The following is a 14,592-nucleotide window of genomic DNA, read 5'->3' as shown; positions in this document are numbered from 1 at the left end:
CTAGTGTTCCACGTGGAACATTTTTAGTTTTTCATTTTCTTTCTCCCTCATTTTCTTCGCCTCTTGGTCGCTTTTGTCACCAAAACCTAACAGGTGTAGCAAGCCATGCGCAATTACGCGACGCATTTCAGAGTCAAAATTCACCTCAAAGGTTTGTGCGTTTTCCTTTACCCTGTCTACTGAAATAAAAATGTCGCCAGCAATAATGCCTTGGTCATCACCATAGGGAAATGTAATGATGTCCGTAAACGTATCATGCTGCAAATAATCTTGATTGATTTTCAGAAGATATTCGTCGCTGCAAAAAATAAAATCCAGTTGCCTTTGTAGGCCATTTTCGGAAGTTATTATCCTATGTATCCAATCGGTATACTCGGCCTCTTCTTTTATCTCAAAGTCCGTTAAATAATGGTAATCAATCATCGCTTCTAAAATAATCCTTAACCTTGTTTTTATAACTTTGGCGCAAAGGTAGTGCTTGTCGATTTAAAATCTCAACATCGTTTTCGGTTTTCTTAAATACTTCTGGTGTGCTCAATAATGGATTTTGGAATTTATCACTTGCAGTCTTACTCTCCCTCTCTTCTTTTTCCCCCTGCTCCATGTTTGCGTTTTCCAACTTCATTAATTGATAATTTAAGTTGTTCATTTGACTTAAGGTCTCTTGGGTAATGCCATTTTCCAATAATTGGTTCTGGAATTCTTCCATTTGTTTTGCCAGCTTCTCCCCTAATTTTCGATCATCGTTATTGATGAGTGATTTTAGTTGCTTTTCCAGTTGCTCGCGAAGGTTTTGTTGCTCCTTGTAAATCTCATATATTTCCTGTAATTCAGCTTCATTTGGACCGCTTCCCGTGCTATTTTCTTTACCGTCCTTGCCATTGTTGTTGTTGTTGTTGCTCTTCCCTTCTCCTTGCGATTGACCATTATCACCATCTTTAGGTGCTCCATTTTCTCCAGGTTTGTTTTTCCCATCCTTACCAGCTTTTCCATCTCTACCATCTTTACCCTCCTTTGGAGGCCCCTGTCCCATCTCCTCCATTTTTTCTTGTAGCTGTTTTTGTCCTAGGATAATATCTGGTAATTGAAAATCGGAACCTTTTCCCTTTCTAGAGCTGGACTGCATCTGTTGTTGCATGTTTTCCAAAATATTAGCTAGGAGATCAGTTAATACGTTGGTTGCGTTTAATACATATTTTTGATAGGAAGCTCCTTGGTAAAATTGACTTTCTGCCAAATTTTCTAAAGCCTTATCTACATTGTAGTACACTTCAATGATCTGCTCGTTTACCATTTCTGATATGTCGGCCTGCCTTAGTGATAGTGCAAATAAACTGTCGTCTACGTGGGTAAATAACTCCCTTAGTTCCTGTTGTTTTTTTACTGTTCCGCTAAAAAGATTGGAGGTTAGGTCCACCTTTTTTAAACCGTTGTACAGTTGCTCCTGCGCGAAAGAAAATGTAATAAGATTGTCCAATACCTGACGTAGTACTTCCGCATCTTCGGTCATGGAGGATTCCCCAGAACTGGCCGCGGATTTTTGTAATTGCTCTCCCATTTCTTTCATCTTTTGGGCGGCTGATTTTTGTTTTGATCTTGCTTTGCTAGAAGGCTTCGTTTCACTATCGTTTTCAGTGTCCTTCTCTTCTTGGCGATCCTTCAGTTCCTCTAAGGCATCTTCTTGGTCTTTCTTAATCGATGCTTGTTTTGTTTTGTCGATTTTTAAGGATATGGGTTTTTTAAGACTCTCGTTGTCTTTTTGGATCTCTTCCAATTCTTCTGAGATACCTTCAAATTTCTTATTGAGTTCTTGTTGTTGCTCAGGAGAATTATCGGTTTTTGTGTCCTTTCCGGCCAATGTATCCTGTGCTATAGCCAGCTCTCTTAAGTTATTGCCCAATTGGTTTATCTTCTCCTCTACATAATACCGTTTGGTCAATTCTAATAACTGTTCCAGATTTCGCTGGCTGTTTTTTTGTTTATTCCCAAATTCTTCTAAGCGTTTGCTTAGATCTTCTTTGCTGATTTTATCGGTTAATTGCTTTAGTTCCTCCAGAAGCTTTTCGTTCTTTCTGGCTTCAATATCCTGCCGTTCTATTCGCTCCTGGAGCATTTTATTCAGTTTGTCATCCTTCTCGGTCTGTTTTAAATTATCCTTAAGTTCATTTCGGAATCGCTTCATCAGGTTTTCCTGTTGTTCCTGTTTTTTTAAATAATCCTTAATTTTATTTTGATCATTGAAACTCAATCGCTCTTTCTCCTTTTGCTCCCTGTTGAGTTGTTCTAAAGATTTTTGCTGTTGTTTAATCTTGTCTAGGTTTTTATCCATATTGGATAGGATTGCCTTTTTAGCCTGTATATTTAGATCCAAGAGCTCACTGTCGTCTAAGAATTTGGTGGTAAAAACTTGACTTTTGGTCGATTTTGGTCCATTTATGGCATCATTATCCACAGCTTCGAAATAAAAACTATACTCCTTTCCCTGTTGTAGGTTGAGACCTGAAGGGAAAGTGTAATAAAAGGAATTAAAATTTTGCCTGGGTTGAGAGAGTTCCATTTTTTGAAGTGAGGTTTCATTCTCCGAAGGATAATATACCAATCTAATTTTGCTTAATTCATAATCGTCGGTGGCCTCTCCCTTGTAGTAAGAAACATTCGGGTCTAAGGAATCTAACTGCTGTTGTACACGTATGGTTGGATATCCGTCCTTGATCACGGAAAGCGAATACACCAAATTTTCATAGTCATGAACCACAGCGTTGGAAGTAGAAATTTTATATTCGGTATTAGAATATACTTTTTGGTTTAAATTGAAGTTGTTCTGGTCTTTTTTAAATTTCAATAGGGTATCCGTAGTGGTTAAGATGACCTCCTCGGTGTGGATAGCCCTAATTTTCCATTCAATTTTAGTCCCCTCTGGTAGAGTGACATTACCCGTACTCAGTAGAGTTTCCTGGGCTTTTTTGGTGTAGGCGGGAAAATTCAGGACCATATCAAAACCTTGTATTCTTGGGGTATTTAGTACATTTAGAATAAGACTCTTGGATTTAATGCCGTTGGCGGAGAAATGGAATGCTATATTTTTTATTGGAGGCGTAAATACATAGCTATAAATTCCATCGGTGTGCTGCAACATAAATTCCTTGTCTTCTTTCACCATAAATATACCCTCCGGTCTTATTTTGCCTTCTGTGGTGACCTGGATGGTAAAGGGTTCACTGTCCAGGACATTTAGGTCTTTGGTAAGGATGTTGAACTTAAAGGGTGCCGGGGGCTCATAGGCCAAATCGTAATTTACCACCCTTTTGTAGGATCCCATAAAAGATACCATATCCCCAAACAACCATATTAACCCTAATAGGAATATGGGGATCAATAGAAACTTTAGGTATTTATAGTTCTCCCGTAGGTCAATGGCCTTAACAAAGGGAATTACTGTAAGATTATTTGAACGTTGTTCTATACTAGCTATTAGTAAGTCGGACTTATTGTTGCTTTCTGTCAGATCTAGTAAATTGTAGAGCTTATCGTCTACTTCCTTAAAGTGTTTTCCTATTAGTAGTGATGCTTGTTTGTAGGTTAGTCCGCGTTTTAATCGGAATAGAAATAGTAGCGGAATTATTATAAATTTAATCAGCAAAAAGATTTCTGTGGAGATAATGATTAGAAATAATAGTAGTCTTCCGGTAGAATTTAACCAGAGAAAATATTCTATTCCCAATATCAAAAGGAAGAAAAGGAGGCCTATGGCCAAAAACAGCAATACCCCTTTTAGCAACATTTTCGTATAGAACTTTGCAGTAAAGGTATTCAGCTTGTTCAATATGTTCTGGTAATTGTCCAATATGCGCGATTTTTAATACCAAGATACGAAAAAAAGGCCCCTAGCCCCTTGTGTAGGTGCTAAAACGGAGGCTTAGAATATCCTACATTGTGTATCTTTGCAATTAAATTATTATACAATGACTAAGAAAGTACGCGTTCGTTTTGCGCCAAGTCCAACTGGCCCGCTACATATTGGTGGGGTACGTACCGCATTATTTAATTACCTATTTGCTAAAAAGCATAATGGTGATTTTATATTGAGAATAGAAGATACCGATCAGAAACGCTATGTGGAAGGCGCTGAAAAATATATTATAGATGCTTTAAACTGGTGTAATATACCCTTTGATGAGGGGCCCGGCAAAGAAGGTGCTTATGGTCCCTATAGACAAAGCGATCGAAAGGAACTTTACCGGAAATATGCGGATATCCTTTTGGGAAATGGTTCTGCCTATTACGCGTTTGACACCAGTGAGGAGTTGGATGCACATAGGAAGGATCATGAAGAAAAAGGGAAAACCTTTATATACAATCATCATAACAGGTTAAAATTGTCTAATTCCCTATCCTTAAGCAAGGAGGCAACAGATCAAAGAATTGCGGCTGGAGAGGAATACGTCATACGTTTTAAAACACCTACCGATACTGCCGTCCATTTAAGCGATTTGGTGCGGGGCAAAATTGAGATCGATTCTAATATCTTAGATGATAAGGTGTTGTTTAAAAGCGACGGGATGCCTACCTATCATTTGGCTAATATTGTCGATGATCACTTAATGGAAATAACCCATGTTATCCGTGGGGAGGAATGGCTGCCTTCAATGGCCCTTCATCAACAATTATATAACGCTTTTGGTTGGGATGTGCCGCAATTTGCACATTTGCCTTTGATCATGAAACCGGTTGGTAAGGGAAAATTGAGCAAACGTGATGGTGAAAAGTTGGGGTTTCCAGTTTTCCCCTTAACTTGGAAGGAATCTATTGGATATAGGGAGTCTGGCTATTTCCCTGAATCTGTGGTCAATTTCTTGGCGCTATTGGGCTGGAATCCAGGTACTGAGCAGGAATTATTTTCTATGGAGGAATTGATTGCCTCGTTCGATTTGGATAGGGTAAACAGTTCTGGAGCGCGATTTGACCCAGATAAGACCAAATGGTATAATCAACAGTATATGCAAGATAGGGACGCTTTGGAATTGGCCGAAGGTTTTAGTGAAATACTGCGAAGTTCCGAGTTCCAAATAGCTGAAGAACGGTTGAATATTTCTTATGTGAAACAGGTGGTAGTCCTTATAAAAGAACGCGCTACCTTTATTCAGGATTTTTGGGAATTGGGAGATTATTTCTTTGTGGCTCCCGAATCCTATAATGAAAAAGCGGTCAAGAAACAATGGAAGGAAGATTCCGCTGCAATTATGGAACAATTGGTTGCCATGCTGGGATCTATATCAGATTTTTCTTCCGAAAATTTGGAGGCCAAAGTAAAAGAATGGATCGGAGAACAAGGTTTGTCCTTTGGCAAGGTTATGCCCCCACTGCGACTTATTACCGTTGGGGATATGAAAGGGCCCCATATGTTTGATATTTTGGCATTAATAGGACAACAGGAGAGTATCGATCGAATAAATAAGGCCATTTCAAGCTTAAAATAAATGGAATGGTAGTAAATGTGGATATAATCGTGGTATTGTAGGTATAAGGTGTAACACATTATATAAAAAATCGACCTATGAAATAAATATAGGTTACTTTCACTAACTAAAATTAAATATTATGGGTTCATTTTTATTAATTCCGATTCTATTTATCGGCATCGTGATTCTTTTTTCATCTTTTTTTACGGTAAAACAACAAACCGCAGCAATAGTAGAGCGATTTGGAAAGTTTAACAGTGTTAGGACTTCAGGGCTTCAGATTAAAATTCCTTTAGTGGATAAAATTGTCGCACGGGTTGGACTTAAAATTCAACAGCTTGATGTCATTGTAGAGACAAAGACCTTGGACGATGTTTTTGTAAAACTTAAAATTTCAGTTCAGTATGTGGTACTGAAAAACAAGGTATACGAAGCATTTTATCAATTGGAATATCCCCATGATCAAATTACTTCTTACGTATTCGACGTGGTACGTGCCGAAGTTCCAAAAATGAAATTGGATGATGTTTTTGTTAAGAAAGATGATATCGCAATAGCAGTTAAGACAGAACTGCAAGATGCGATGTTGGATTATGGGTACGATATTATTAAGACCCTAGTAACAGACATTGATCCGGATGGCCAGGTAAAGGAGGCTATGAACCGAATTAACGCTTCCGAAAGAGAAAAAATTGCGGCACAGTTTGAAGGGGATGCAGCGCGGATCTTAATTGTAGAAAAAGCAAAGGCCGAGGCAGAAAGCAAACGATTACAAGGTCAGGGTATAGCAGATCAACGAAGGGAAATAGCACGCGGATTAGAAGAGTCTGTAGAAGTATTGAACAAGGTGGGTATTAACTCCCAAGAAGCATCTGCCCTTATTGTGGTTACCCAACATTATGATACCTTACAATCTATTGGGGAGGCAACCAATAGCAATTTAATACTGCTACCTAACTCCCCGCAGGCGGGAAGTGATATGTTGAACAATATGGTGGCTTCCTTTACTGCTAGTAATATGATTGGGGAATCTATGAAAAAAACACAAATCACCAAAAAGGAATAAAGTAAATAAAAACTTTACTTAAATACGTATAAACCCTTTTACTTCTTGGTTTTAACCATTAGTAAAAGGGTTTTTTTTTTATTAGAGTTAATGTGTGCTAACTAGCTAAACTTTCTTAAAATTTTTCTGGAAATGAAGGTAATTAGTAATCTTTTGGACCACCTCCCTACTCCTCCGACTAGCGCTGTTGGTAGTAGGTTGTTCTTTGCACCATTTAGATGTAACTTTATCTGCTCCATTTCAATTTCTCGCTGAAGTCGTAATATCTTTAACTTATGATCTATCTCCTCAAAAGAGGTAAATACGGGTTTATTCATAATTTAATCAAAATAATAATCTGAAAACTTCTTAATTAAAGGTTTGTCCAACTTATTTCTAAAGAGGTAACATGCTATTCCTAATAGAATATAAGTGCCTCCGACAGCTAAAAAACCTAGAAAAATATTGTTCAACCATTGTCCAATACCATAGGCGAAGGCAAAGGATAGCATAAAAAGTGCCAACAGGGCAATGCTTCCTAATAACAATAGTTTTACCAATGAGCTAATGCTTCGCATTGCCATCTTAAACCCTTTGAGTTTGTAATACTCTTCGGAATTTTCTAAATATGCGCGTACATTCCGGTCAACTTCCGATAGGTTATCCTTTAAATCCTCCAAGGCCATCTAGTGTATTTTTATTTTTGGAGTTGGGCATTTTTATTTTTTAAATCAGACAACTTTTTTTCCAAAGCTGAGATGATATCATCTGCCTTATAACTCATATTGGATAATGTTTCTTCTAATTTATGCTCAAAATCTACCTTTTTAGCTTCTGCTGTTTTGGTTAGCTCCTCTGTGGCATGCGATATTCTGCTAGTAAGGTCATCGCTTGTCTGAATTGCTTTCTTTTTAATTCTCTTTCTGGTCTTTACTCCTTTGTCCGGGGCATAGAGTATTCCTATTCCCGCACCTATGGCTGCTCCAGTTAGCAATGCCAATAATGTATTTCCATTGTCGTTTGTCATAATTGATTTATTTAAATTGTTACTAATTTATTTTCAAAATAGTTAAGGTTAAAAAAGAACAAAGTCCAAAATAAGTTTGGCCAAGGTTCCAAGTTTAATTGCCTAATTTTTAAGCGTGTTGATGGTATACTATCAATAGGTTAAAGTTAAGAAAAAGGTAGCGTATGAAAGGATGCAATCGCACAAATTTTTGTCGTAAAACAAGTTAGAACGACTAATTGTGTGCTAAATGGTCTTTTTAGCCATTTTTAGACCTTAAAAACAAAGCGTAAAGCTATTTAGTTGGCCCCATAAAAAAACCACAGCAAATGTAAGCTGTGGTCTTTGTTTTCAATAGTAAATACCTATCGTTATGTTGTTTTCGATAAAGGGTTCTTATTTTAATTTTTAACCTGAACTTTTGCCCAAGTATCCCGTAAACCTACTGTTCTATTAAAAATTAATTTTTCCGGGGTACTGTCTTTATCCACATTAAAATAGCCCATGCGTTGAAACTGGAATTGTTCGCCTATCTGTGCATTTTCTAAACTGGGTTCTACAAAGGCTGTTATTACAGTAAGGGAATCTGAGTTTATAAATTCCATAAAGTCCTTCTCTTTATGTGAATCCGGTGTTTCCTCAGTAAAGAGTCGGTCATACAATCTAACTTCAACCTCAACGGCGTGTTTGGCAGAGACCCAATGCAGGGTTCCTTTTACCTTCCTTAGACTTTCCTCAGTCCCGCTCCCACTTTTACTCTTAGGGTCGTAGGTGCATTGTACCTCAATTATATTTCCATCGCTATCTTTGGTACAGGATTCCGCTTTTATGATATATCCATTTTTTAAACGTACCTCCCCGCCCAATTTAAGTCGAAAAAATTTCCTGTTAGCTTCTTCCTTAAAATCTTCCTGCTCAATAAACAATTCCTTAGAAAAAGGAACCTTTCTATAACCAGCAGACTCATCTTCCTGGTTATTTTCGGCATCTAACCATTCTTCTTCCCCATCGGGATAATTGGTAATCACCAATTTAAGTGGGTTTAACACGCCCATTACTCTTGGTGCAATTTTGTTCAGGTGCTCCCTTACATGAAATTCCAATAAAGAAACATCTACCACATTATCCCTTTTAGCAATGCCAATGGTGTCTGCAAAAGCTTTTATGGATTCTGGAGTGTATCCTCTTCTTCTAAGTCCGGAAATAGTAGGCATACGTGGATCGTCCCATCCAGTTACTACACCCTTTTCAACCAATTGTAATAATTTACGTTTGCTCACAACAGTGTGACTGAAATTTCGTCTTGCGAATTCCCGTTGTTTAGGACGTACTAACTTCTCCTCTACCACTTGGTCCAAAAACCAATCGTAGAGTTCCCGGTGCATAGCAAATTCCAACGTACAGAACGAATGGGAAACTTGTTCAATATAGTCGCTTTCCCCATGTGTCCAGTCATACATGGGATAAATACACCAATCGGTATTTGTTCGATGGTGCGCTTTATGCAGAATTCGGTACATAATGGGATCTCGCATCAACATATTGGGGGAAGTCATATCGATTTTCGCTCTAAGAACGTGTTCACCCTCCTTAAATTTGCCATCTTTCATGCTTTGGAAAAGCAGTAAATTTTCTTCAATGGACCTATTTCTAAAGGGACTCTCCTTACCTGCTTCCGTTGGTGTGCCTTTTTGGATGGCAACATCCTCTGAAGACTGACTATCTACATAGGCCGCCCCTTGTTTGATCATAACGATGGCCCAATCGTATAATTGTTGAAAATAATCCGAAGCATAACATTCGGTATCCCATTGGTATCCCAACCATTCCACGTCACGCTTTATCGCATCCACATACTCCTGTTCTTCCTTGGCGGGATTGGTGTCATCAAACCTTAAATTAACAGGGGCTTCATAGCGAAGGCCTAAACCGAAGTTTAGACATATGGAACTTGCATGTCCTATGTGTAAATATCCATTTGGCTCAGGTGGAAACCTAAATTTAAGCTTATCCTTTGGGAAGCCTTTGGTTAAATCTTCCTCTATAATATGCTCTATAAAATTCAACGAACGGGATGTGTTACTCATTTTCTAAATATTGAGGTGCAAATGTAGCGAAATTGCGCTAAAAGCTGCATATAAAAAGCAGCAAGCATACAAGAAAGTGGGTTTCACAACACTTTTATTAAACCTTACAACTTTAAATTCCCCAGACCTTAATAAAACAACATATTTGTTACCCCCCTTTATATGATAATGAAGATTTTAGGGTTATGCCATGGTGAGTTATCTATTGTGTATCAGCAATTTAGAGCTCCAATTAGAAGCCAAATAGACGACAATTGATAATGCCAGTAGTATCCCAAACTGCTAAAAGATATGAAACCGAACCTAATAAATGCATTTTTACTGATGATCCTAAGCCTTATGGCCTTGGGAACGACCGGTATTTCTGCGCAGACTTTGAATAGACCTACTGCTGCCGATAATCCCAATTTATCGGGAAATTCGGTATGGACAGCGGCCTGCGGATCTGCGGGGTTTAATGAGTATTACGTTAATTTTACTTGGTTGCCAACAGTTGCTGTGGATAATGAATTTATTTTGGAATTGTCCGATGCCAATGGCATGTTTACCACTGCCACCGAACTTTCAAGAGTTTCAGACAAGAATACGGATTTCGATTTTGAATTTAACTTTGCCTTACCGGAAAATACTAGGGGAGATGCCTACAGGTTCCGAGTTAGGAGTACCAAGCCCGCGAAGACCAGTCCGCCATCACTTCCTTTTGAAATGTATTATATCGATTTTAATACCACAATCAATATTAGGGAACTTGGGGATACAGCCCCTACGCCCGCCAAACAGGTAAAACTCTGTGGTGGAGGTTCTACCACATTGGAGGTATACAATGTCCCCAACGCAGAAACCTATCGGTATAATTGGTATAGGAATACCTCTCCTTACACGGTGTCGGGTTATGGACCTTCCATTGAGGTTACCGAAGGGGGTTTTTATGTAGTTGAATTGGATTATGGGACTACCTGTTCCGGATCTTCCAATACCCAATCCCTTTCTATGGAAGTGCAGATCGGCACTAGCGTGGGGCTGGCCTTAAACCCGCCTGTAAAAACGGTATTGTGTACCGGTGAGACTGTTGCACCTTTGGAGGCCAATATGAACTATCCGGACCTATTCTACACTTGGTTTAAAGACGGAAATATGGTTCAGGGAAGTACCCAAGGTGCTTATACGTATGCCATAGATACCAATGATGCTCAATTTTCAGGTGATTATACCGTAAGAATACAGGGCGATGGTATTTGTACAGAAACTTCTAATCCGGTTACCATTACCCAAGCAGGAATGTTTTCGGTGAGTAGGGACAATCCGGCCAATATGGTACTACTCCCTGGGCAGACCACTACTTTAAGCGTAACATCGGACTCAACTCCAGTAAGCTATCAATGGTACAAAGACAACCTTGCCCTAAATGGGGAAACGGCACGTACCCTTGTCGCCAATTCTGTAGGAGTGTATTATGCAGAAGTCTCCTTAAGTGGCGGAAGTTGCCCAATGGCTACCATAAGTTCTGAAACTACTACTCTGGTTTATCCCAATGCCTTTGAATTTACTATTGATTACGCTACTGATTATACCGATTGCATTAATACTAGTATCGCTATGGAAATATCGCGGATCAATGCGGTATTGTCCGATGGTTCTAAATTGGATGTAACCACTGACCTAAAAGCGTCTTTTGCATACCAATGGACCAAGGATGGTGTCAATGTAGGGGGAGCTACTTCTAACAACATCAGCTTAATAAATACGGGTGAAAATGGCATTTATACCCTAGTCGGGAGCTTGGATGGATTTAATCCTGTTTCCAATGCCTTGCCAGTAAGGTTATTGACCAATGAAATGCTAGCTATTACGAGCAATGCTACCATAATTTGTGGTACTGGTGATACTGCTACTATCAGTACCAGTACGGATTTAAGCGGAGCGACTTTCCGTTGGTCCAAGGATGGGTTGGAAATATTGGATACTTCTGAGGTTTTAACGGTTTCCGAACCCGGAACCTATCAACTGACGGTGGAAAAGAATGGTTGCGATTTAAAGTCGAATCAATTGGTTATTACCCCTTTTGATGACTCCTTAATCATATTGAATCCGCAAACCGAGGACATCCTTTTTCCGGAAGGGAGCAGTAGGGAGGTTTCTGTTACTGGGGCCAATAGCTACCAATGGTTCGATGAAAACAAGGTGTTATTGGGAGATACAGATTCCGTTACCCTGAGCCTAGAAGGTACGTATACGATTATTGCAACGATAAACGATTGCCAAGTAAGCAAAACCTTTACCGTTTCTTATCAGGATACCTTTGGAGTACCCAATGTGATCACTGCCAATGGTGACGGATTTAACGACCAGTGGGTTCTTCCCAATACGTATACAAAGGACCCGGCGATCCATGTAATTATCTATAACCAAAAAGGGGAAGAGGTCCTTAACCAGTTTCAATACAAGAATAATTGGCCAGAGGCTACCATGAAGTTTCCCAAACAGAATATGGTGTTCTATTATACCATTAAAAATGCAAAACAGACATTAAAAAAAGGGACAATAACAGTTATACGCTAACGCGATATGTACAAGAAAAACTTTATAAAGCTATTACTTTTCCTATTGGTATTTAGCAACCTAAACGCTCAAGAGGAGAACCCGTTTGTATCTTATGATGTTCCTTCGCAGAACCTTCTAAAATTTAATCGGTTCCTAATAAACCCAACGTTTTCCACGGTAAGGGAGAATAAATCCTATATTAACTTGCTTCATAGAAACCAATCGGTATCCTTTAACGATAATAATCAGGATTATTTTTTAAGTTACAGCGGTAGGGTTAACGATCGCAATGGTCTGGGATTAAGTCTTTATACCCAAACGGAGGGATTGATTACCAACTATGGGGTGATGGCAAATTTTGCTTATGGGATAAAACTAAGCGAGAAGAGCAACTTTACCTTCGGGGCAAACTTGGCATATTACAATAGCGGTTTTGATAGGAACCGGGCGATGGCCTTAGACCCCAATGACCCCTCGTTAAACGGGCTACAGGATTCCAATCTATTGTCTTTTCAACCGGGATTCAATATTTCCTTTGACAAATTCGATATCGGTGTTTTTGCCGAAAATCTGTTCGACTACAATCTTAAGACCAGTAGTACAGTAAGCCAATTTCAGGACAAGACCTTTTCTGGACACTTACAATATACCCATCAGTTTGAAAATGGCAGTGGTGTTTTAGAGCAAGGTAGGTTAATGCCTTTGGCCCGGGTTAGAAAGGTGGGGCAGGAAGAAGTGGTGCTAGGGGGAAGCCTTATATTGGACTTGCCCAAGTTGGGATGGCTTCAGGCAGGTTACGATAGTTTTTTTGGGGCCTCCGCCGGAATTGGATTTAATATTAACCAAAGACTCTCCTTAGGATATACCATGGAAAAGGGGCTGTCTAACAATTTCGACAATTTCGGACTTACCCACGAGATCTCTTTTGCCTATTCCATAACCCCAACTTTAACAGAAGACCGGGTAATGTTGGAAGATGATTATGATGAACTGGTAGAAAATGAAATTGATCCAGATGAGGTACTTACTGCCCAAGAAGTGGAATTGGAGAAACTTAAAAAGGCGCTTGCAGAAAATGATGCGATATTGGCAGAGTTGATGTTTAGACAAGATTCCTTAGAATCTAACCGTCAAAGGGATTTGGAACGCAGGTTCGATATGGTCATGAAAATGGTAAGGAGCGAGACCCAAGGGAAGCGTCCAGATCTGGAAGCTAAAGCAAAGGACATGTATTTACCAAATAATAATAAGGAAGCTTTGGCGCTACAACCCAAAGCCCCCATAAACAACGATAAACCAATCGGGATAAAAGAAGCTTTACAGGCTAATGACGCTATAAACAAAATTGCTTCAAATACAAAGTCAGGACTTACCTCCACAAGTAAAGCTGCTGAAAAGGACGACTTTACAGAGATGGCGAAACAGAATAATATAAAAAGTAAAAAGTTTCTAGATTTAGAAGGGGTTGTCGATGGTTATTATGTGGTGGCCAATGTGTACAAAGGAAATAAATACATGGACCGGTTTATAGATAACCTTACCCAAGATGGAGTTAGGGCGGACTACTTTGAAAACCCCAAGAATGGATTAAAATACGTTTACTTGGAGCGGTTCGATACGTGGCAGGAAGCCCTTGCCTCCCATAAATCTAAACTTAATGGCACCTATGTAGACGATATGTGGATTATGAATGTGGACAACCGAAGTTATACAGATAAGGCTTATGCAAACAATATTAACAAGCTAAAGGAAACCTCTACCCAATATGCCGCAGATAAACTTCAGAAAAACGTAGTCGTCAAGGATAATGTATCCGCCAACAATACCAGTGCTCGAGTGTACAATATTAAAGGGGTAGACACAGGCTATTATATCATTGTAAGTGTTTTTGCCAATGCTAACAATGCCATTAGATTTATCAAATTATTAAACTCCCAAGGACTTAGTGCTAGTTATTTTGTAAACCCAGAAAATAACTATCGGTATGTGTATCTAAAAAAACACGACTCATGGAACAATGCGCTGGTATCTTATTACTCTAAAATAAACGATACCTACAATGATAAGATGTGGATCATGAGAGTGTCTCCTAGCCAGCTTACTTAGCATACTCATTAAAAGATGTTACATTTATTTCTAGCTTCAATACTGAAAGGTATATTTTGTGAGTGGCTTTTATAATTATGTAATAATATCTCAGTCAAATTAATTAACCAGACCATTTTCAAACTTTTACGAGTGGTGTTCATTATCGGTCAATTATGGATTTTGTCGGACACTCATTTTATAAGGCCTATTTGGAAAAAAGTACACCATGCGTTATTTGCTTTTCACAACAGTTTTAAACGCCTCTACAACAATAACTTTATCAGCTCCCTTTTAAGATTAATATTTGTTATTGAGTATTAGTGATGTACAAGAATGATCTGTTTTTCCATCCTTGCAAACAATAAA

General features: G+C 38.8%; 10 protein-coding genes. 4 read left to right on the top strand and 6 right to left on the bottom strand.

Features of this window, described 5'->3' with window-relative positions; all coding sequences use genetic code 11:
- Both ybeY and KCTC52924_RS06455 read right to left on the bottom strand, forming a co-directional pair.
- Positions 1-423 carry an rRNA maturation RNase YbeY gene (gene ybeY / locus KCTC52924_RS06460; RefSeq protein ID WP_251807428.1) on the bottom strand — a complete coding sequence of 141 codons (423 nt, stop codon included), beginning with the start codon at positions 421-423 and terminating at the stop codon, positions 1-3.
- Positions 416-3,844 (bottom strand): DUF4175 family protein, encoded by a 3,429-nt coding sequence (locus tag KCTC52924_RS06455; RefSeq protein WP_251807430.1) that lies wholly within the window; start codon positions 3,842-3,844, stop codon positions 416-418. The genes ybeY and KCTC52924_RS06455 overlap by 8 nt, the downstream gene beginning before the upstream one ends.
- A gap of 118 nt (positions 3,845-3,962) precedes the next feature.
- Between KCTC52924_RS06455 and gltX the strand changes: the two genes are divergently transcribed.
- Both gltX and KCTC52924_RS06445 read left to right on the top strand, forming a co-directional pair.
- Positions 3,963-5,477 (top strand): glutamate--tRNA ligase, encoded by a 1,515-nt coding sequence (gltX, locus tag KCTC52924_RS06450; protein WP_251807432.1) that lies wholly within the window; start codon positions 3,963-3,965, stop codon positions 5,475-5,477.
- 121 nt (positions 5,478-5,598) lie between these two features.
- Entirely contained in the window at positions 5,599-6,525 is a 927-nt protein-coding gene (locus KCTC52924_RS06445; RefSeq protein WP_251807434.1) for an SPFH domain-containing protein, read from the top strand.
- 101 nt (positions 6,526-6,626) lie between these two features.
- Here KCTC52924_RS06445 and KCTC52924_RS06440 read toward each other — a convergent pair whose 3' ends face one another.
- The 4 genes from KCTC52924_RS06440 to KCTC52924_RS06425 all read right to left on the bottom strand — a co-directional run bounded on the left by KCTC52924_RS06440 (position 6,627) and on the right by KCTC52924_RS06425 (position 9,597).
- The gene (locus tag KCTC52924_RS06440) at positions 6,627-6,842 is read right to left on the bottom strand and encodes a DUF6327 family protein (RefSeq protein ID WP_251807436.1); all 216 of its coding nucleotides are present in this window, start codon (positions 6,840-6,842) and stop codon (positions 6,627-6,629) included.
- Between the two features lie 3 nt (positions 6,843-6,845).
- Positions 6,846-7,190, bottom strand: coding sequence for a hypothetical protein (locus tag KCTC52924_RS06435; RefSeq protein ID WP_251807438.1), 345 nt, complete (start codon positions 7,188-7,190; stop codon positions 6,846-6,848).
- Between the two features lie 11 nt (positions 7,191-7,201).
- The gene (locus KCTC52924_RS06430; protein WP_251807440.1) at positions 7,202-7,531 is read right to left on the bottom strand and encodes a YtxH domain-containing protein; all 330 of its coding nucleotides are present in this window, start codon (positions 7,529-7,531) and stop codon (positions 7,202-7,204) included.
- A gap of 380 nt (positions 7,532-7,911) precedes the next feature.
- On the bottom strand, positions 7,912-9,597 hold the full coding sequence (locus tag KCTC52924_RS06425) for a glutamine--tRNA ligase/YqeY domain fusion protein (protein WP_251807441.1): 1,686 nt from the start codon (positions 9,595-9,597) through the stop codon (positions 7,912-7,914).
- A 291-nt stretch (positions 9,598-9,888) separates the two neighbouring features.
- On the opposite strand from KCTC52924_RS06425, the gene KCTC52924_RS06420 reads away from it, so the two are divergent.
- Positions 9,889-12,156, top strand: a complete 2,268-nt coding sequence (locus KCTC52924_RS06420; RefSeq protein ID WP_251807443.1) for a gliding motility-associated C-terminal domain-containing protein — start codon at positions 9,889-9,891, stop codon at positions 12,154-12,156.
- Between the two features lie 6 nt (positions 12,157-12,162).
- Positions 12,163-14,244, top strand: a complete 2,082-nt coding sequence (locus tag KCTC52924_RS06415; protein ID WP_251807445.1) for a type IX secretion system membrane protein PorP/SprF — start codon at positions 12,163-12,165, stop codon at positions 14,242-14,244.
- Positions 14,245-14,592: the final 348 nt, after the last annotated feature.

Origin of the sequence: Arenibacter antarcticus, from assembly GCF_041320605.1 — a bacterium.
Classification (GTDB): domain Bacteria; phylum Bacteroidota; class Bacteroidia; order Flavobacteriales; family Flavobacteriaceae; genus Arenibacter; species Arenibacter antarcticus.
The sequence above is the reverse complement of the archived record's forward strand: the minus strand, read 5'-3'. Positions and strand labels throughout refer to the sequence as shown.